This window comes from Pinisolibacter aquiterrae (assembly GCF_019160155.1).
Taxonomy (GTDB): domain Bacteria; phylum Pseudomonadota; class Alphaproteobacteria; order Rhizobiales; family Ancalomicrobiaceae; genus Pinisolibacter; species Pinisolibacter aquiterrae.
On sequence record NZ_JAFNIH010000019.1, the window covers coordinates 197,228 to 216,829 of the forward strand.

Annotated in this window: 17 protein-coding genes; 6 read left to right on the forward strand and 11 right to left on the reverse strand. The window is 67.5% G+C overall.

Translation table 11 applies throughout. The features are described from left to right. Nucleotides 1–50 precede the first annotated feature (50 nt). Entirely contained in the window at nt 51–1,364 is a 1,314-nt protein-coding gene (fliI, locus tag J3S89_RS05235; protein WP_217926419.1) for a flagellar protein export ATPase FliI, read from the reverse strand. Nucleotides 1,365–1,751: 387 nt separating this feature from the next. On the opposite strand from fliI, the gene ctrA reads away from it, so the two are divergent. Then, entirely contained in the window at nt 1,752–2,456 is a 705-nt protein-coding gene (gene ctrA, locus J3S89_RS05240; RefSeq protein ID WP_217926420.1) for a response regulator transcription factor CtrA, read from the forward strand. Between the two features lie 210 nt (nt 2,457–2,666). Next, a complete protein-coding gene (locus J3S89_RS05245; RefSeq protein ID WP_217926421.1) occupies nt 2,667–3,569 on the forward strand; it encodes an FkbM family methyltransferase in 903 nt (300 codons plus the stop codon). Between the two features lie 309 nt (nt 3,570–3,878). Here J3S89_RS05245 and J3S89_RS05250 read toward each other — a convergent pair whose 3' ends face one another. The 10 genes from J3S89_RS05250 to J3S89_RS05295 form a co-directional block, all read right to left on the reverse strand. After that, on the reverse strand, nt 3,879–4,172 hold the full coding sequence (locus J3S89_RS05250; RefSeq protein ID WP_217926422.1) for a hypothetical protein: 294 nt from the start codon (nt 4,170–4,172) through the stop codon (nt 3,879–3,881). A gap of 335 nt (nt 4,173–4,507) precedes the next feature. Beyond that, nucleotides 4,508–5,410 (reverse strand): CheR family methyltransferase, encoded by a 903-nt coding sequence (locus J3S89_RS05255; RefSeq protein WP_217926423.1) that lies wholly within the window; start codon nt 5,408–5,410, stop codon nt 4,508–4,510. Further along, entirely contained in the window at nt 5,407–6,603 is a 1,197-nt protein-coding gene (locus J3S89_RS05260) for a protein-glutamate methylesterase/protein-glutamine glutaminase (protein ID WP_217926424.1), read from the reverse strand. Before J3S89_RS05260 ends, J3S89_RS05255 begins: the two co-directional genes overlap by 4 nt. A 13-nt stretch (nt 6,604–6,616) precedes the next feature. Continuing rightward, entirely contained in the window at nt 6,617–6,982 is a 366-nt protein-coding gene (locus tag J3S89_RS05265) for a response regulator (protein ID WP_217926425.1), read from the reverse strand. Nucleotides 6,983–7,005: 23 nt separating this feature from the next. Further along, the gene (locus tag J3S89_RS05270; RefSeq protein ID WP_217926426.1) at nt 7,006–7,473 is read right to left on the reverse strand and encodes a chemotaxis protein CheW; all 468 of its coding nucleotides are present in this window, start codon (nt 7,471–7,473) and stop codon (nt 7,006–7,008) included. Continuing rightward, nucleotides 7,470–10,196 carry a hybrid sensor histidine kinase/response regulator gene (locus J3S89_RS05275; protein ID WP_217926427.1) on the reverse strand — a complete coding sequence of 909 codons (2,727 nt, stop codon included), beginning with the start codon at nt 10,194–10,196 and terminating at the stop codon, nt 7,470–7,472. The genes J3S89_RS05270 and J3S89_RS05275 overlap by 4 nt, the downstream gene beginning before the upstream one ends. Before the next feature lie 395 nt (nt 10,197–10,591). Then, nucleotides 10,592–11,263, reverse strand: a complete 672-nt coding sequence (gene chpT, locus J3S89_RS05280) for a histidine phosphotransferase ChpT (RefSeq protein WP_217926428.1) — start codon at nt 11,261–11,263, stop codon at nt 10,592–10,594. A 154-nt stretch (nt 11,264–11,417) separates the two neighbouring features. Then, nucleotides 11,418–12,812, reverse strand: a complete 1,395-nt coding sequence (locus J3S89_RS05285) for an aldehyde dehydrogenase family protein (protein WP_217926429.1) — start codon at nt 12,810–12,812, stop codon at nt 11,418–11,420. A 142-nt stretch (nt 12,813–12,954) separates the two neighbouring features. Further along, the gene (locus J3S89_RS05290; protein ID WP_217926430.1) at nt 12,955–14,214 is read right to left on the reverse strand and encodes a coiled-coil domain-containing protein; all 1,260 of its coding nucleotides are present in this window, start codon (nt 14,212–14,214) and stop codon (nt 12,955–12,957) included. Between the two features lie 152 nt (nt 14,215–14,366). Next, the gene (locus J3S89_RS05295) at nt 14,367–14,966 is read right to left on the reverse strand and encodes a DUF1134 domain-containing protein (protein ID WP_217926431.1); all 600 of its coding nucleotides are present in this window, start codon (nt 14,964–14,966) and stop codon (nt 14,367–14,369) included. A gap of 121 nt (nt 14,967–15,087) precedes the next feature. Between J3S89_RS05295 and J3S89_RS05300 the strand changes: the two genes are divergently transcribed. The 4 genes from J3S89_RS05300 to J3S89_RS05315 all read left to right on the forward strand — a co-directional run bounded on the left by J3S89_RS05300 (nt 15,088) and on the right by J3S89_RS05315 (nt 19,600). Further along, nucleotides 15,088–15,732, forward strand: coding sequence for a YHS domain-containing (seleno)protein (locus J3S89_RS05300; RefSeq protein WP_217926432.1), 645 nt, complete (start codon nt 15,088–15,090; stop codon nt 15,730–15,732). 294 nt (nt 15,733–16,026) lie between these two features. Further along, nucleotides 16,027–17,625: an ABC transporter substrate-binding protein gene (locus J3S89_RS05305; protein ID WP_217926433.1), complete on the forward strand. Its 1,599-nt coding sequence runs from the start codon at nt 16,027–16,029 to the stop codon at nt 17,623–17,625. Between the two features lie 87 nt (nt 17,626–17,712). Continuing rightward, complete coding sequence (locus J3S89_RS05310; RefSeq protein ID WP_217926434.1) at nt 17,713–18,723, forward strand: ABC transporter permease subunit; 1,011 nt, start codon at nt 17,713–17,715, stop codon at nt 18,721–18,723. Beyond that, nucleotides 18,713–19,600 (forward strand): ABC transporter permease subunit, encoded by an 888-nt coding sequence (locus J3S89_RS05315; protein ID WP_217926435.1) that lies wholly within the window; start codon nt 18,713–18,715, stop codon nt 19,598–19,600. Before J3S89_RS05310 ends, J3S89_RS05315 begins: the two co-directional genes overlap by 11 nt. Nucleotides 19,601–19,602 lie beyond the last annotated feature (2 nt).

A 19,602-nucleotide genomic window follows, 5' to 3' on the forward strand; every position in this document is an offset into this window, starting at 1 on the left:
GTGCAGACGACCTTAACGGAGATCGGTTGCCAAAAGGTGAGTCGGCGCACTCAAGACGTCAGAATTGCCGCCAGCCGATCGTAGCCCTCGGCCATCGAGGTGGATTCGCTCTTCCCCTGTTGCAGAAATGCCTCGAAGGCCGGATTGAGCGCGATCGCCCGGTCGACTTCCGGGCTCGATCCCTTGCGATAGGCGCCGAGCCGGATCAGTTCCTCCATGTCGCCATAGGTCGCCATCAGCCGTTTCGCCTCGGTGATGAGCGGGCGCCGCGCCTCCGGAATGGCGCGCGGCATCGTCCGCGACACGCTCTTCAAGACGTTGATCGCCGGATAGCGCCCGCGCTCGGCGATCTGCCGTTCCATCACGATGTGGCCGTCGAGAATGCCTCTGACCGCGTCGGCGACCGGCTCGTTGTGATTGTCGCCCTCCACCAGCACGGTGAAGAGGCCGGTGATCGAGCCCTCGCCGACCCGCCCCGGCCCGGCCCGCTCGAGCAGGCGCGGCAACTCGGTGAAGACCGTCGGCGTATAGCCCTTGGAGGCGGGCGGCTCGCCGGCCGCGAGCCCGATCTCGCGCTGGGCCATGGCGAAACGCGTGACCGAATCCATCATGCACAGCACGTCGCGCCCCTCGTCGCGGAAGTGCTCGGCGACCGCGAAGGTCATGTAGGCCGCCTGCCGCCGCATCAGCGCCGGTTCGTCGGAGGTCGCGACGATCACCACCGAGCGGGCGAGACCCGCCTCGCCGAGATCGTCCTCGATGAACTCCTGCACCTCGCGCCCGCGTTCGCCGACGAGGCCGATCACCGCCACGTCGGTCGAGGTGTAGCGCGCCAGCATCGACAGGAGCACCGACTTGCCGACGCCGGAACCGGCGAAGATGCCCATGCGCTGGCCGCGGCAGCAGGTGACGAAGGTGTTGAGCGCGCGCACGCCGAGGTCGATCGGCCCACCGACCCGGGCCCGCTCGCCCGCCGGCGGCGGCCCTGCGCGCAAGTGCCGCGACACCGCCCCCTGCGGCAACGGCCCCTTGCCGTCGAGCGGCTCGCCGAGCGCGTTGACGACGCGCCCGAGCCAGGCATCGGACGGCCGGATCGACCCGTCCGCCGCCGCCACCACCGCGCGGCAGCCCATCCGCACCCCCTCGAGCGCCCCGAACGGCAGGCAGAGCGCGCGATCTCCTTGAAATCCCACCACCTCCGCCGGCACGACCCGCCCCGAGGCGGCGTCGATCGCCAACCGCGAGCCGACGCTCATCTCGTGGATCGGCCCGGCGACCTCGATCATCAGACCGCGCACCGCCACGACCCGCCCGAAGGTGGTGACGGGGGACAACTCCGCGATCTCACGGCTCAGGGAATCCATTGGTTTCGAATCTCTTGATGAAGCAGGCCGTCTCGGGCCGCTCCAGTAACGGCTTGTTAACGTCCTTCGTCAAACAATATGAACGAGCGGGCGATGTGGGGTCGCACGCGACGCTTTCCGAGGGACCTCGGAGAGGTGATTCCGCAGAATCGGTTAGGCGCCCTTCCTAAAGTGACGCATTAACTTTTTCGCCGCGAGATTCCCTTTTCGTTTCAGTCACCTGGAGAGAAATTAGGCCGAGGCGTCACTCGACTCTTGCCGAGGCGAATCAGAGTCTGTTAACCATTGTCCGGTACGCTACCGAGTCGGGGGTTGACGGGGGTGCTTCGCTGAGGCCGGTCGGGGGCCGATGCGCCAAACCCGGTAGAGGCGACAAAGGGGATTGGCATGCGCGTACTACTCATCGAAGACGACAGCGCCACGGCGCAGAGCATCGAGTTGATGCTCAAGTCGGAAAACTTCAACGTCTACACGACGGATCTGGGCGAAGAGGGCATCGACCTCGGCAAGCTCTATGATTACGACATCATTCTTCTGGATCTGAACCTGCCGGACATGTCGGGTTACGAGGTCCTGCGGACGCTGCGCGTCTCGAAGGTGAAGACCCCGATCCTGATCCTCTCCGGTCTCGCCGGCATCGAGGACAAGGTGCGCGGCCTGGGCTTCGGCGCGGACGACTACATGACCAAGCCGTTCCACAAGGACGAGCTGGTCGCCCGCATCCATGCCATCGTCCGCCGTTCCAAGGGTCACGCCCAGTCGGTCATCACGACCGGCGATCTGGTGGTGAACCTCGACACCAAGACGGTCGAGGTGAACACCCAGCGCGTGCATCTGACCGGCAAGGAATATCAGATGCTGGAGCTCCTGAGCCTGCGCAAGGGCACCACGCTGACCAAGGAGATGTTCCTCAATCATCTCTACGGCGGCATGGACGAGCCCGAGCTGAAGATCATCGACGTCTTCATCTGCAAGCTGCGCAAGAAGCTCGCCTCCGCCACCGGCGGCAAGAACTACATCGAGACCGTCTGGGGTCGCGGCTACGTGCTGCGCGAGCCCGACGAGAGCGACGTCTACGCCGACATCGCCTGACCCCCGACGTGCCTCCCCACTCCGTCCAGACCCCGCCGCGAGCCTCGTCGGCGGGGTTTCGCGTTTCTCGCCCGGCGAGCCGCCGAGGCCGCCGTCTCGGCGTCGACATCCCCACCCGCATGAATTAAGAGAAAGCCGTTACACCCCGGAAAAGCGGCTCGGACGAGCCCTCCTCCGTCTTCCGATCGTTCGTTGCCGAAAGCTCCTCCCATGACCTCCCGTCTTCGCAGGAAATACACCCGCAGCCTCAAGAAGCGGACCTTCGCCGTGCTGGCCCCGGTCATCCGCTGGCTCAAGGAAGACGAAGATCTCTTCGGTCGTTCCGACGTGTTCTATCGCAACGTCGCCAAGACCCTCGACGGCACCGTGACGGTCATCGATCCCTTCGAGATGGCCCGGCGCGCGCTGGCGATCCTGCGTCCCTTGCGCCCCTATTCGGTCCAGGGCGTCGCCAAGATCCGCCTCGGCAGCGACGGCGACGGCGGCTACGTCTGCCTCGACGACTTCGCGAACGTCCGCGTCGCCCATTCGCTCGGGATCGGCAACAACGACACGCTCGACGTCGAGCTGGCGAACAAGGGCATCGACGTGCGCCAATACGACGGCACCATCAAGGCCGCGCCCAGCACCCACCCCAATCTGCACTTCTTCCGGGAAATGATCGCGACGGAGGATTCCCCCGGCAATCGCTCCATGTCCTCGTTGATCCGCGAGACCGGCGGCGAGGCCACCGACCTCTTCCTGAAGATCGACATCGAAGGCTTCGAATGGCCCGCCTTCGACGCCACCCCGATCGAAGAGATCTCCAAGTATCGCCAGATCGTCACCGAGCTGCACGGCTTCGAGCGCCTCGCCGAGACCGATCAGTACGAGATCATGCAGCGCGTGCTGGACAAGCTGAATCAGGCGTTCTTCGTGTGCCACGTCCACGCCAACAACATCAGCGGCCTGTCGAACTACGGCAGCGTCGTCGTTCCCCAGACGCTCGAGGTGACCTTCGCCAACCGCGCGCTGTTCACGCCGGTCGACGATCGCCGCACCTTCCCGACCGAGCTCGATCACCCCTGCACGATCGAGCGCCCGGACATCACGCTCGGCACCTTCTGGTACTGATGCCAAAGGCCGAAGGTGCTGACGCGCCCGGCCTTTGAAGACACGCGAATTTCCCATCTGCGTCAGAAGCATGAGAAGTTCGCGTCAGGAATGCCATCGGCCATTTTCAATGCCCGACGGTATGCCCCGACGACGGGTCCGGGCGGATCGTCCGTCCACGCCGCGCCGGCACGCGTCGCCCCACGCCCCCACCCGAGCCTCGAAACGTTGCGGCCCGCGCTCTCCACCGAGAGCGCGGGCCGATCACGTTGCGACGCGCGTCGCCCGACCGTCGTCGATCGGCCCGCCGCGCGGCCGATCACGGGACGATCACTTGCAGGGAACGAGCTTGTAGTGATCGGGTTCGACCGTCTTCGACGTCTCGAAGTAGACCGCCGGGCTGCGCACCTTCTCCCAGCGATCACCCGTCACCACCCAGCCGACGCTCTCGCGCTTGGCGAGAATTCCGCGCGTGTTGTACTGCACGGTGGCGGGAACATACACCTGCTGATAGCAGGCCATCACGGTCCCGCGGGCCTCCTTGACCACATACTTCTCGGCGAAGGCAGCCGAAGACACGCACAGACCGGCGAGCATCGCCGTCATACCCAGAATATACCGCATGATACCCTCCTGTGTTCTGTTCAGTAGCCTCGGTATTCGCCGCGCGCGAACGTTACGCCGCCGAGAAATGAAGGTCAACGATACTTTCCAATGCGGAAACAACGCAAATCGTATACGTATCACAGCGAAGGATCCGACTCCGACCCGACGGCCATCGAAAATTATTCAAACGTTTCATATCTTTGTCGAAATCGAGAGGCGCCCTCGCGACACGCGTCAACCAGCGGCCTCGAGCCCCCTCCCGCCGCCCTCGCGCCCTCGGACGGCATGCGAAAGGGGCGCGCCGTCACCGGCACGCCCCTCGATGTCGTCTCGGTCCACGGCGTCGCCCGTAGTCAGCGCCCGAAGCTCGCAAACCGCGAGGCCCCGATCGGGGCCGCCGTTCCGACCGCCCCCAGGGAGCTCGACCTGAGCCCCGGGGCAGTGCCGTCGCCGACCTGATAGAGGCCGCGCTTCTCGGTCATGGGCCGGAAGACGTCGGTGAGACCGACCACGGTCTCCGCCGCGCCCAGCACCAGATAGCCGTCCGCCGGCATCATCTTCGCCATCCGCTCCAGGATCTCGACCTTGGTCTTGTTGTCGAAATAGATCAGCACGTTGCGGCAGAAGATGATGTCGAACTGGCCCAACGAGGAGAAATTCTCCAAGAGGTTGAGCTTTCGATACTGCACCATCGAACGCATGTTCGAATTGATCTGCCACGTGTCGCCGATCTGCGTGAAATACTTCAGCAGATGGTTGATCGGCAGACCGCGCTGCACCTCGAATTGCGTGTAGACGCCGGCTTTGGCCTTCTCCAGCACGTCGGTGGAGAGGTCGGTGCCGAGGATCTCGACGCGCCAGCCGGCGAGCTTCGCCTCGGCGTCCTTGAGACACATCGCCAGCGAATAGGGCTCCTGGCCGGTCGAGGCGGCCGCGCACCAGATCCGGAGACGGCGTTCGCGGGCGCGGGCCTCCAGCATCTTCGGCAGCATCGTGTCGGTGAAATGCTCGAACGGCGTCTTGTCGCGGAAGAAGAAGGACTCGTTGGTGGTCATCGCCTCGACCACCGTCGCCGCCAGCATCGACTGCCCCGGCTCCTTGATCTTGGCGATCAGCGCCGAGAGCGAGGCGAGCCCGGCCTTGCGCGCCACCGGCAAAAGGCGGCTTTCGATCAGATACTGCTTCTCGTTGGTCAGGACGAGGCCGGACTGCTGCTTGAGAAACGCTCTGAGCCAGTCGAACTCTTGCGGCGTCATCGACGTCCCCCCAGGATACGCGTGATCTTCGAACCGATCTGGTCGAGCGGCAGGATCTCCGCCGCCGCGCCCGCCTGCGCCACCGCGCCGGGCATGCCCCAGACCACGCTCGATTCTTCGTCTTGTGCGATCACCGAACCACCACCGTTGGCGATCCGGACCGCGCCGGCGGCGCCGTCGTGCCCCATGCCCGTGAGCACGCAGGCCAGGATCGAGGCTCCGAAGATCGAGGCCGCGCTTTCGAACAGCGGATCGACCGCCGGCTTGCAGAAATTGACCGGCGGCAGGTCGTTGAGCAGCACACAGGTCTCCATGCCCTGCTTGCCGACCACCATGTGCCGGCCGCCCGGCGCCACGTAGATGCGCCCCGGCATCAACGGCTCGCCGTGCACGCCCTCGGCGGCGCGACGGCCGGCCGCCTTGGTGATGTGCTCGGCGAGGATCGAGGTGAAGGTCGCCGGCATGTGCTGGGTGACCAGCACCGGCACGTTGACGATCGCCGGACCGATCTCGGAAAAGAGCTTGGTGAGCGCCTGCGGTCCGCCGGTCGAGGAGCCGATCAGCAGCACCTTCGGCGCCATCGAGGAATAGGGCCGCAGCGACGGCCCCGCCCCGGATGTCGTCGCGCGCGGCGCGGGCGACGCGATCGGACGCGCCGTCGGCGCGGGCGAAACGGGAGGCGCCTGACGCGGGCTCGGCTCGGGGTGTGACACGTGTCCGCGCCCGCCGCGCATCTGCGCGCGCTGCCCCAGCGTCTTGACCTTCTGCACCACCTCGGTGCGGAACCCGGCTGAGGTGGTCACGCCGCTGTTGGATTCCGGCTTCGGCACATAGTCGGCCGCGCCGAGCGACAGACACTTGAGCGAGATCTCGGCATTGCGCCGCGTCAGCGTCGAGGCCATCACCACCACGAGGCCGGGCTTGGCCTTCAGCATCAGCGGCAGCGCCGTGATGCCGTCCATCTCCGGCATTTCCACGTCGAGCACGACCACGTCGGGGTTGGAACGCACGATGTCGTCGACCGCCAGCTTGCCGTTGCGGTGGCTGGCCACCACCGCGAGCGCCGGATCCTCGTCGATCCACCGTCCGATCAGGCCGCGCACGACGACGGAATCGTCGACGACCATCACCCGGACGGGATCCGTCACCGTCGTCTGCGGCCGCGCCGTCGCGGCCCCCCCCATGAACGCCATGCCGGCCTCCCGTTCAGATCAGGCCGACTTCTGCGAACTTCGCTTCCACGATCTCGCGGTCGAACGGCTTCATGATGTACTCGTCCGCCCCCGCGCGCATCGCCTTGGCAATGTGACCGACGTCGTTCTCGGTCGTGCAGAAGACCACCTTCGGCTTCTCCCCGCCCGGCTCGCGACGCAGATGAGCGAGGAATTCGAGCCCATCCATCACCGGCATGTTCCAGTCGAGCAGGATCGCGTTCGGCATCTCCTTACGGCAGGCGTCGAGCGCCTGGGCGCCGTCTTCCGCCTCGACGATCTCGAAGGCGAGATCCTCGAGGATGCGGCGGGCCACCTTGCGAATGACGCTCGAGTCGTCGACGACCAGACAGTTCTTCATCGAAGTCCACTCCATGCGGCCGGTCAGGCGGCGATCGCTTCGGCCATCCCGCCGAGGACACGATCCACGTCGAGAATGACCATCAGTTGTCCGTTGAGGCGATGGACACCGCCGGAGATGGCCGCCCAACGCTGATCGAGGTTCACCGGATTGGGTTCCCGCCCGTTCGACGGGAGATCGAGGACCTCGCCGACGTTGTCGATGAGGAGGCCATAGCTCTCGCCCTTGTGCTCGATGCCGACCGCCATCACCTGAGCGCCGTCGCCGCGCGGCGGCAGATCGAGCCGGCGGCGCATGTCGATGGTGGTGACGATACGGCCGCGCAGATTGAGCACGCCGGCGATTTCGGGACGCGACAGGGGAACGCGCGTGATCGATTCCGGCACGAACACGTCGTGGACGCGCGAGATCGGCAATCCGAACAATTGTCCGCCGATCACCACGGTGACGTATTGGATGCTGTCGTTGAGGACGTTGACGTCGTCGGTCATGCCGCGATCCCCATCTCGTGGTTCGACACTTCCTTGAGGGCGGCGATCAGGCCGGGACGATCGAATTTGGCGATGTAGTCGTCGAATCCGGACTGACGGCCGCGCTCGATCGAGGCGGGCGTGCACACCGACGACAGCGCCAGGATCGGCAGGCTGCGCAGCCGCGGATGACGGCGCACCGCCTCTGCGAATTCGAAGCCGTTCATGTCGGGCATCTCGATGTCGGAGACGACGACGTCGAACTTGCGCCCGTCCTCGAGCATCGCCAGCGCGTCGACCGCCGAGGCGCACACCGTCACCCGATAGCCCGCCGCCTTCAGCACCGGACCGAGCATGTTGCGGAAGAACGGCGCGTCGTCGATGAACAGCAGCGAGCGCGTCAGCGCCTCCGCCGAGATCTCCTTGCGACGGAACCAGTCCTCGAAGGCCTGCGGCAGGAAGTGACCGATGTCGACCACTTCCGTCGCCTTGCCCTTGATCACCGCGGAGCCGAGCACGCCCGGACGTTCCGAGCCGACCTCGATCTCGAGCCGGTCCTCGACGATGTCGATGATCTCGTCGACCACCAGTCCCATCGACCGGCCGGCGTCGGAGAACACCAGCATCGGCAGACCGCCCTCGGTCTTGCGCTGGGCATATTCGTCGAAATAGACGAGCGGCATCAGCGAGCCGCGATACTGCACGAGATCACGCCCGTTGGAGCGCTCGACCTTGTCGACCGAGAATTCCTCGAGGCGGGTCACCAGCGACAGCGGCACCGCCTTGGGCTGATCGGAGCCGGCGCGGAACAGGAGCAGCGACACGAGCTGAGCCTCGTCGCGCGCCTTCTCCTCCTCGTGTTCGGTCTCCTCGATCCCGGCCGCCGCCTGCGACGGGCCGATCGCCTGAGCGATGCCGTTGGGATCGATGATCATGATCACCGAGCCGTCGCCGAGGATGGTGTTGCCGGAGAACATGCCGATGTGACGCAGCATCGTCGACATCGGCTTCACGACGATCTCCTCGGTGTGGAACACCGCGTCGACGACCACGCCGAAGGTCTGATTGCCGATCTGCATGACGACGATGAAGCCGTCCTCCTCCGACACCGGCTCGCGGGCGTCGCCGCCGATCGCAGTGATGCCGAGAAGCTTGGAGAGATGCACCAGCGGCAGGAGCTTGTTCCTGAGGCGCAGCACCGGCGTGTCGCGGATCCGCTCGATGCGATGCTCCGAGTTCTGCTGAGCCCGGACCAGTTCGACCACCGACAGCTGCGGGATGGCGAAGCGATCGCCCGCCGATTCCACGATCAGCGTCGAGACGATCGCCAGCGTCAGCGGGATCTTGATGGTGAAGGTCGTGCCCTTGCCGGCCACGCTCTTCAGATCGACCGTGCCGCCGATGGCGTCGATGTTGGTCTTGACCACGTCCATGCCGACGCCGCGGCCGGAGACGTTGGTGACCTTGCTGGCGGTCGAGAAGCCCGGCGCGAAGACGTACTTGAAGATCTGCGCCTCGGTCATCTTCTCGAGCTCGAACTCGGTCGCGAGCCCGTTGTCGACGATCTTCTGGCGGATCTTCTCCACGTCGAGGCCGCGTCCGTCGTCGGCGATCTCGATGATGATGTGGCCGCCCTCGTGATAGGCGGCGAGGCGGATCGTGCCCTTCTCCGGCTTGCCGGCGGCCTTGCGCGCCTCCGGACCCTCGAGACCGTGATCGGCGGAATTGCGCACCATGTGGGTGAGCGGATCCTTGATCAGCTCGAGCACCTGACGGTCGAGTTCGGTCTCCTGACCGACCATCTCCAGCTCGATCGCCTTGCCGAGTTCGTTGGAGAGGTCGCGCACGATGCGCGGCAGCTTCTGCCAGGCGCTGCCGATCGGCTGCATGCGCGTCTTCATGACGCCTTCCTGCAGCTCGGCCGTCACGTTGGAGAGCCGCTGCAGCGGCACCTTGAATTCGCTGTCCTCGTGACGACGGACGATCTCGAGCAACTGGTTGCGGGTCAGCACCAGTTCCGAGACCATGGTCATCAGATGTTCGAGCGTGTCGACCGCGACGCGGATCGACTGCGACGAGACGCTGCCGGCGGTCGACTTGCCCTCGCCGTCCTCCTTCGCCTCGACGACCGCCTTGGCCGGCTTCCTGGCGGCGACGGCCGCCGGTTCGGCGTGGACGGCGGGCTCGGCCGCGGCGACCGGCTCGGGCTCGGCCTGGACCGCGAACACCGACTCGTCGACCGTCGCCTCGCGGAAGGCGCGCTCCAGATCGTCGAGCGAGACCTCGCCGGGACGCAACTGGCGCTCGAGCACCTGATAGACCATCGCGCCTTCGGTGTGCTTGGGCGCCTCGGCGGCGATCGCCGGCTTGCCGGCTTCCGACATCCGCTCCAACTCGGAGATGAGATCGCGGTCGTCGCCGACCGGCTCCGTCTCGCTCGCCTCGAGATCGGCCACCAATTGCTTGATCCGGTCGATCGACTGGAGCACCAGCGTCACCGCCGCCTCGGTCACCGGGACACCGTCCCGGAACTTGCCCATCAGCGTCTCGGCCGCGTGCGCGATCGCCTCGAGCCGCGGCAGGCCGAGGAACCCGCAGGTTCCCTTGATCGTGTGCACGAGCCGGAAGATGTTTCCGAGGATCTTCTCGTTGTTCGGGTCTTGCTCGAACTTGACCAGCTCCACGTCGACGACGTCGAGGCTCTCATTCGTCTCGGTGAGGAATTCGCGAAGCAGATCGTCCATGGCCCCTACCTTGAAGCAGTCGTCGACGGGGACGTCGCGAGGGGGCTTCCCCCGGTTCGAAACCGAGTATCGAGACAAAGCGTTAAGAGAGACTTTCCGGGACGATTCACCGTCCGCGACAGCGACGATCGAAAGAAGAGAATGTCGGGCAGGAGGCGAGAATGCCGATTTCGACACGCTCAGATCCACACCGCGAGCCGTCGCACGCGGCTTCGGAGAAGGAAAAATCACCCCTCCTGCGTATCGTTCCGGATATGACCTTGCGGAATATCCAGTTTCCGTGAAGTCGTCGCCGCCCGGGCGTGCAAAGAAAATGGCCCGCCTCCCGAAGGAGAACGAGCCTCTTCACCGCCGACCGCGCCCGAGGGCGCCGTCGCCTCGCTCCGGATCCGCGATCACTCCGCGCCGGCGGCCTCGACCGGCTTCGGCCGCGCCTCGAACACCACCACGTCGCCGTCCTTGGTGACGCTCACCGCCATGCCCGCCGCCGCCGCCAACAGGCCGGCGTAGATCGGCTGCACCGTGTGGGCGTCGGGCGCGTGCGCCCCGATCCGTCCGGCGAGCGCGTCCTCGGCATGGGCGGGGATGCGGGCATTGGTGCCCTTGCAGGAGAGGGTGAAGGTCGGCCGTTCGGCCTCGCCGGTCACCACCACCTCGATCACCCCGCCGCGCGGGATCGCATGGCCCGCCATCAGGATGAGATTGAGCAGCAGCTTGACCAGGTTCTTCGGCATCAGCACCCGGGTCGCGGTCCAGGTGAGATCGGCCTTCTCGCCGGCCATGAAGCCCTTGGCGACGGTCTCGGCGTCGCCGAGATCGATCGAGGCGCCGGCGGAGCCGGCCGCGCCGAAGGCCAGACGCGCGAACTGCAGCTTGGCGGAGGCCTGACGGGCGCTCTTGCTGATCAGCTCCATCGCGAAGGCGCGCATGTCCTCCGACTGGCCCTCCTCGGCGAGGACCTCGAGGCCGTTGTTGATCGCCCCGACCGGCGAGATGATGTCGTGGCAGACCCGGCTGGCGATCAGCGCGGCGAGGTCGAGAGCGGTGATGTCCGACGTGGCATCCATGGCGGCGAAGCTCCTCGGCAACGAGCGGAGCACGGCCGTCGACGAGGTCGAATCGGCCGTGGCGGCGTTCCCCGAGGGTTACAGGGGCCGCGCCGCGATTTCAAACGGCCTGCCCCCGTTCTCCCGCGAGAAGGCGCGCTCCGGCGCCCTCCCCTCACGGCATCGACAGCTTGTAGTGATGCGACTTCGGCCGCGTCAGCGTCTCGTAGCCGACCGCCGACAGCGCCGCACCCCGGCCGGTGTCCTTGACCCCGGTCCACACCAGACCCGGATCGACGTAGTCGCAGCGGTTCATGAAGACCGTGCCGGTCTCGAGATCGGCGTCGATGGCGCGCGCGGCGGCGACGTCCGAGGTCCAGATCGAGGCGGTGAGCCCGTAGCGGCTGTCGTTCATCAGCCGCACCGCCTCCGCGTCGCTCGCCACCTTCATGACGCCGACCACCGGCCCGAAACTCTCCTCGCGCATCACCGTCATCGAATGATCGACCCCGGTCAGCACCTGCGGCATGAGATAGGGCGTCCCCGCCTTCGAGGCCGGGAACAGCGCCGGATCGATCGCGCAGCGCGCGCCCTTGGCGACCGCTTCCGCCGTCTGCGCCCGGACCGTCTCGGCGAAGGCCGTGCGCGCCATCGGCCCGAGCGTGGTCGCCGGGTCGAGCGGATCGGCGAGCACATATCGCTCCGTCGCCGCCACGAAGGCGTCCAGGAACCGATCGTGGACGGCCTCGTGGACATAGACCCGCTCGATGCCGCAGCAGCATTGGCCGGCATTGAAATAAGCCCCGTCGACCAGCGCCTCCACCGTGGCCTCGAGCGCGGCGTCGGGCCGGACATAGGCCGGATCCTTGCCGCCGAGCTCCAGGCCCGACGTGGTGAAGGTGCCGGCGCAGGCCCGCTCGATCGCCCGCCCCGCCTCGACCGACCCGGTGAAGGCGACGTGGTTGACGTGACCGCCCGAGATGATGCCGAGCGTCTGCTCGTGATCGAGCACCAGATGCTGGAACAGGCCCTTCGGCAGATCGGTGGCGTCGAACGCCGCCTGGAAGCGATCGCCGACGCCGAGCGTCTGCGCCGCGTGCTTGAGGATCACCGCATTGCCGGCGATCAGTGCCGGCACCACCGAATTGACCGTGGTGAGATAGGGATAGTTCCACGGCGCCACGGTGAAGACGATGCCGACCGGCTCGCGGCTGACCCAGCGCTCGAACCCGGGCCGCGGCGGCGGCACCACCGGCGCCAGCGCCTCCGGCGCGATCTTCGCCATGTGCTCGGCCCGCTCGCGGCTGCCGCGCAACTCGCCGAGGCCGTAGCGGATCGGCCGCCCCATCTGCCGGGTCAGATCCTCGCCGAGGCTCGGCCCCATCGCCTCGAGGGCGTCGATCAGACGCACCACGATCGCCGCCCGATCCGCGACCGGAACCCGCCGCCAGTCCCGCTGCGCCGCCCGCGCCCGCGACAGCGCCGCCGCGACCTCCTCGGAGGTCGCCGTCCGGCGGCGCAGATATTCGCTCCCGTCGACCGGGGAAATGCAGACGATTTCGCGTGCCATCATCGCGCCTCGTGCTCGTCGACGGCCGCTCCGGCCGTCCGTCGCGGCGAATGTGATCACATTTCCGGCCGGACGAAAAGACGCTTTCGCGCGCCGCTCTCGTGGACCCGGCGCCCGCGTGATCACGGATGGCGCGATGCGCTCAGGTGGGCCCGGCCGCCGCGGCCTCCGCCGCCTGCCGCCGCAGCCGCCGGATCCGCGCGGCGAGACTGGGCGCCTCGCCCTCCCCCGCCTCCGGCGCCGCGACGATGCGGTCGATCGGCGAGGTCGGCCCCTCGGCGAGCCGGGTGAGGTGGACTATTTCCGCCGCGAGATCGGCGAGCGAGTCGCGCAGCGCCGCCCGGGTCGTCGCGTCGCCCGGCCCCGTCGCGACGCCGGCCGGCGCGGGCGCCTGGCCGCCGGCCAGGGCGGCGAGCTTCTCTTCCAATTCGCGATTTCGGCTTTCGACCTGGGCGAGCGAGCGCAGCAGATTGTCGCCCGCCGTCGGCGGCGCCCCGTCGGTGCCGCTGGTCAGGGCCGCGACCCGCGCGTTGGCGAAGACCAGCGCCTCGCGCGCCCGGTCCAGCTCGCGCCCGCGCCGATCGGCCATGTCCTCGCGCGCGGCGACGTCGGCGACCAGCCGCTCGATGCGCCGGTCGAGCCGGTCGGCGCGATCGCGCTCCTGCGCCGCCGCCGCCTCCGCGAGCCCGCGCGCCGTCTCGCTGGCGTCGTATTTCGCCGCGACCTCGGCCGCCTGCAGACGCAGCGACCGGATCTGCGCCTCGTTCGCCGCGAGCGTCGTCTTGCGCGCCGCCGCTTCGACGCCGGCCCGCGCCAACTCGTCCTCGAACGCGGAGACCGTCGCCTCGTGCTCGCCGATCAGCGTCGCCGTCGCCTCCTCGTGCGCCGTCGCCGCGTCGGTGACCGCGCGCCGATGTTCCTCGATCAGCCGTTTGATGCCGTCGTCGCGCTCGACGATGATCTCTCGGAGCGACGCCGCGTCCTCGAGCGACGCCCGAAGATCCGTCTCCAGGGCGTCGATCCGCCGGTCCCGCGTCTCGAGCGTCGCGACGAGCGTCGCCTCGCGCGCCTCGGCCGCCGCGCGCGCCCCCGTCTCCGCCGCGAGCGCGTCGCGCACCGCTTCGATCTCGACCCGTCCGCGGCCGACCGCCAGACGCTCGTCGGCATGGCGCCGGCGCAGATCGGCGAGAGCGAGTTCCATCCGCCGCTGGTCGCGCGCGTGCCGGGCGCGCAGGAGATCCTTCTCCGCGAGGACGTCGTCGACCCCGGCCGGGACGCGCGCCGCCATCCGCCGCGCGGTCAGCCGCACGGCGCGGCGCCACACCGCTCCCATCACCAGCAGAGCCAGAATTCCGGCCGCCAAGAAGCCGAGAGCGAACCACATCGCCCACTCGATCGACATGCGCCCCCTCTCGGATCCGTCGACAGTCTCCGCTCGGGTCTAGCATCTTCCCCGACGGCGTGCATCCCGTTCGCGCCCGCGCGTCGCCGCCGGCGCCCCGAGGCGCGACGGACGGCCGCGACGCGCGGCCGTCGCGTCGATCGATCCCGAACTCAGAAGGGGTTCCAGGTCGCCTGCGGCGTGAACTTCAGATAGCCGACGTTGACGCCGAGCCGGAGCCCGACGCCCGAGCGCACCGGCACCACGTAGATGCGGTTCGCCACCAAGGCCGTCATGCCGAAGCCGCCGACGAAATAGGCCGATCCGTCGACCCCGGCGAAGCGCTGCCACAGCGCGTCGGTGCCGGGGAGGTTGTAGACCAGCATCATCGTGCGCGAGCCTTCGCCGCCGAAGTCCCAGCCGAGCGAGGGGCCCTGCCAATAGACCTTGCGCTTGCCGCGATCGCGGGTGTTGAGCTGGCCCTCGCCGTAGCGCAGGCCGCCGACGAAGGCGCCGCCGCCCTCCTCGCCGAGAATGTAGCCGTTGGGGTGTCCGTAGCGCGACACCGCCTCCTCTATCACCGTCGCCAGTCCGCCCGACACCGTTCCGAAGAACTTGTGTCCGGTGCGGACCAGTTCTTCGGTGGAATAGGTGCCGCCGCGGTCCTGCGCCCGCGAGGGCGAGGCGAGGCCGATCCAGGCCAAGAGCGTCGCGGCCAGGACGAGGCCGAAGACCCGGGCCGGTCCGAAATTCGTCACATCGAGCTTGCGCATGCGTCCTCATCCCAGCTTTCGTGAGAAGCCGATCGGCGAATCGACGATTCGCTCGACCGAGGTCCTCGCGCCGCGATCGTCGTCGTCCGCCGCCCGAGCCCCCACGGAGGTCGAATCGTACATGTCGGACTTTAGCGGAATTCGGGCGACGGCGCGGCGGAACCGGGACGGAGGCGCCCGCGCCCGATCGGCGCGCCTCCCCCTCGGTCTCGCCACCGTCCTCGCCTGCCTCGCCGCCGCCGTCGCCCCTGGTGTCGGCCGGGCCGAAGATCCCCACGCCGCGACCCCGGCTCCGGCGACCCCGGCCGTGCCCGAGGCGCTGCGCTCGCCGCCGCCCCGGCTCTCCGGGCCTATCGCCGCGGCCCGCCCGCGCCCCCGCCTCACCTGGCTCGCCGATCCCGAGAGCGGCCGCGCCCTCGGCGGCTACGATCCGGTCGCCTATTTCCTCTTCGGCCGGCCGGAGCCGGGCGATTCCGAGCGTCAACTCGACTGGGGCGGCACCACTTGGCTCTTCGTCGACGAGGGCACCCGCGCCGCCTTCCGAGAGGCCCCCGAGGCCTACGCGCCGCTCTTCGGCGGCCATTGCGCCTTCGCCGTCGCCCAGGGCCGGCCGGCGGAAGGATCTCCGCAATTCTTCCTGATTCACCGGCAGCGGCTGCTCCTCTTCGCCGACGCGGTCTCGCGCGCCGCCTTCCTGCTCGATCCCGACCGCCGCCTCGCCGAGGCCGAGCGGCGCTGGCCCGACCTGCTCGCCGATCTGCCGTGAAGGGGCGGCCGCGTCGCCGCCCGGTTATCCCCGCCCCCGGACCGCACGTCACCTTTCGGCCACGATTCCCCATTGCGCAACGAACCGCATTGCGATTTGATCGCCCGCACAGGAAGCGACGTTCGGTTCGGCATCGGTGAAATTCGCGAGCAATTGCTCCTTCCTTTTCGCTCCTCCCCGTATGGCCTCACGGCATTCGGTGCGTTTGTGGAAAGGATTTTCCCTGCCCCGACCACCGAACTCGCCGACCGGCAACCGTTCGATCCCCTCGCGGAACGTGAAGGAGCATTCTCGATGAAACGGACCCTCACCACCGGCGCCGCAACGCTTCTGGCGATGCTCGCCCTCGGCGCCACGGCGCTCCAGGCCAAGACGCTGGTCTATTGTTCGGAAGGCAGTCCCGAGAACTTCACGCCGGCGCTGAACACCACCGGCACCTCCTTCGACGCCGCGCGGCCCGTCTTCAACCAGCTCGTCGAATTCGAGCGCGGCTCGACCAACGTGGTCCCCGGCCTCGCCGAGAAGTGGGACATCTCCGCCGACGGCCTCACCGTCACCTTCCATCTGCGCAAGGGCGTGAAGTTCCACACCGGCGTCAACGGCTTCAAGCCGACCCGCGACTTCAACGCCGACGACGTGTTGTTCTCGTTCAACCGCCAGTGGAAGGACGACAACCCGTACCACAAGATTTCCGGCGGCGCCTACGACTACTTCTCCGACATGGACATGCCGAAGCTGCTGAAGTCCGTCGAGAAGGTCGACGACTACACCGTCAAGATGGTGCTGACCGAGCCCAACGTGACGATCATGGCCAACCTCGCCATGGACTTCATGACCATCCAGTCGGCCGAATACGCGGACTATCTGCTGAAGAAGGGCACCCCCGAGCAGTTCGACCAGATTCCGGTCGGCACCGGCCCGTTCTCCTTCGTCGCCTATCAGAAGGACGCGGTGATCCGCTACAAGGCCTTCGCGCCCTATTGGGGCGGCAAGTCCAAGTTCGACGATCTCGTCTACGCCATCACGGGTGACGCCACCTCGCGCTACGCCAAGCTCAAGAAGGGCGAGTGCAACGTGATGTTCGGCCCGAACCCGGCCGACCTCGAGGCGATCGGCAAGGACACCTCGCTGAAGCTGATGAGCCAGCCCGGCCTCAACATCGCCTATTGGGCCTTCAATCTGGAGAAGCCGCCCTTCGACAAGAAGGAAGTGCGTCAGGCCTTCGCCATGGCGATCGACAAGGCGGCGATCATCAAGGACGTCTTCCAGGGTGCCGGTCAGGCCGCCAAGAACCTGATCCCGCCGACCATCTGGTCCTACAACGACAAGATCGTCGACTACCCCTACGATCCGGCCAAGGCCAAGAAGATGCTCGAGGACGCCGGCGTCAAGCTGCCGCTCGACGTCGACCTCTGGTACATGCCCAAGCAGCGCCCCTACAACCCGAACGGCAAGCGCATCGGCGAGATGATGCAGGCCGACCTCGCCAAGGTCGGCGTCAACGCCAAGCTCGTGACCTACGAGTGGGGCGAGTATCGCAAGCGCATGCAGCAGGGCGAGCACATGACCGGCCAGCTCGGCTGGACCGGCGACAACGGCGACCCGGACAACTTCTTCTTCCTGCTCGGCTGCTCGGCCGCCCGTCCCGGCGGTCAGAACCTGTCCAAGTGGTGCGACAAGGGCTTCGACGACCGTCTGAACGAGGCCAAGAAGCTCACCGACAAGGCCGCCCGCACCAAGCTCTACGAAGAGATGCAGCAGATCGCCCACGACGAGATGCCGACCTACTACATCGCCCACTCGGTGGTGTTCGAGGCGACCACCAAGAACGTGGTCGGCTACAAGATCTCGCCGTTCGGCCGTCACGAGTTCTACGGCGTCGAGATCCAGTGATCGCGGCGAAGCTCTGAACCCAACCCCCGGCGAAACGTCCCTTCGCCGGGGGTCTCGCATTCGAAGCAGGAGTGGGAGTCTCCATCCATGCTGGCCTTCGTCCTGCGCCGCATCGCATTGACGGTCCCGACGCTGTTCGCGTTGAGCTTTCTCACCTTCGTGGCGATCCGCCTCGTCCCCGGCGACCCGATCGAGGTGCGGCGCGGCGAACGCGGCATTTCGCCCGAGCGCCTCGAGTTCTTCCGCCACGAACTGGGTCTCGACCAGCCGGTGTGGAAGCAGTTCCTGGATTACATCTGGGGCCTCATGCACGGCGACTTCGGCGTCTCGATCATCTCTCAGGACTCGGTCTTGCGGGAGTTCCTCACCCTCTTCCCCGCGACCCTCGAACTGTCGCTCTTCGCCATGCTGTTCGCGGTCGTCTTCGGTGTGCCCTTCGGCGTGCTGGCGGCGGTCAAGCGCGGTTCGGTCTTCGACCACGGCCTGATGGGCGTGGCGCTGTTCGGCTATTCGATGCCGGTGTTCTGGTGGGGTCTGCTCCTGGTCCTGTTCTTCTCGGTGACGCTGGATCTGACCCCGGTCTCCGGCCGCATCGACCTGCTCTACTATTTCGAGCCGGTCACCGGCTTCATGACCGTCGACAGCCTGCTCTCCGGTCAGGAGGGCGCCTTCTCCTCGGCGCTGTCGCATCTGGTGCTGCCGGCGATCGTGCTCGGCACCATCCCGCTCGCGGCCATCGCCCGCATGACCCGCTCCTCGATGCTCGAGGTGCTGGAGGAGGACTACGTCCGCACCGCCCGCGCCAAGGGCCTCTCGCCCTTCCGGGTGATCGGCCTCCACGCGCTCCGCAACGCGCTGATTCCGGTGGTGACCACCATCGGCCTCCAGGGCGGCACCATGCTCGCCGGCGCGGTCCTGACCGAAACCATCTTCGCCTGGCCCGGCGTCGGCAAATGGCTGATCGAGTCGATCTTCCGTCGCGACTATCCGGCGCTTCAGGGCGGGGTCCTGCTCATCTCGACCCTCCTGGTGCTCGTCAACATGACCGTCGATATTCTCAACGCCGTCATCAACCCGCGGATCCGCCATGGCCGATGACGTCGCCCTCGCCCCCCCTTCGCCGGCCCGTGCCCTCTGGGCGGACTTCGCGGTCAATCGCGGCGCGGTCCTCGGCCTCGCCGTGCTGTGCACCATCCTGATCATCGCCGCCTTCGCCGACGTGATCGCCCTGCACGACCCGATGATCCAGTTCCGCGAGCACGTGCTCCAGCCGCCGGTCTGGGCGGCGGGCGGCTCGTGGGAGTTCCCGCTCGGCACCGACGACGTCGGCCGCGACCTGATGGCGCGCATCGTCCACGGCGCCCGCTTCTCGCTCTTCATCGGCTTCTCGGTGGTGGTGGTGTCGCTCGCCGTCGGCGTCTGCCTCGGCCTCGCCAGCGCCTTCATGGGCGGCCTCGTCGACACGCTGATCTCGCGAGTGATGGATCTGATCATGTCGGTGCCGAGCCTGGTGCTCGCCATCGTCGTCATCGCGATCATCGGCCCGTCGCTCGCCAACACGATCGTCGCGGTGACCGTGGTCTACATGCCGCGCTACGTGCGCATCGTCCGCGCCACCGCCCAGGCCGAACTCGCCAAGGACTATGTCACCGCGAGCCGCGCCTGCGGCGTCGGCCCGTTCCGCCTCGCCTTCGTGACGGTGCTGCCGAACTGTCTGGCGCCGCTGATCGTCCAGGCCGCGCTCGGCATCTCCGACGCCATCCTCGAGGCGGCCGCCCTCGGCTTCCTCGGCCTCGGCGCCCAGCCGCCGACGCCGGAATGGGGCGCCATGCTCTCCTCCGCGCGCGAGTTCATCCAGCGCGCGCCCCATGTGGTGACCCTGCCCGGCCTCGCCATCCTGATCACCGTGGTGTCGATCAATCTCATGGGCGACGGCCTGCGCGACGCCCTCGACCCCAAACTCAAGCGGAGCTGAGC